Annotated in this window: 1 protein-coding gene; it reads left to right on the top strand. The window is 67.2% G+C overall.

The features are described from left to right. Nucleotides 1-268 (top strand): acyl-CoA dehydrogenase domain-containing protein (locus AC0IYH_RS31825; protein ID WP_471838262.1); only part of this gene is annotated, 268 nt, incomplete at both ends.

Genomic DNA, 268 nt, shown 5'->3' with positions numbered 1-268 from the left:
GCTGCATTGGGCGCTCGAGGAGAGCCTGGGCAAGGCCGAGACCGCCATCGACAATTTGCTCAGCAACTTCCCCAACCGCTTGCTGGGAAGTGCCCTGCGCGTGCTGGTTTTCCCCTTCGGCCGTCGCCACCAGGGCCCGGACGATCACCTCGACGCACAGGTCGCGGCGATCATCGGCCGCAATGCGGGCGACCCGGCACTCGAAGAACTGCTCGAAGGCTGCTTCCGCCCAAGCGCCACGGACGACCCGGTTGGCGCCCTGCAACAC

The sequence above is a fragment of the Pseudomonas sp. AC463 genome (assembly GCF_979253585.1).
The sequence above is the reverse complement of the archived record's forward strand: the minus strand, read 5'-3'. Positions and strand labels throughout refer to the sequence as shown.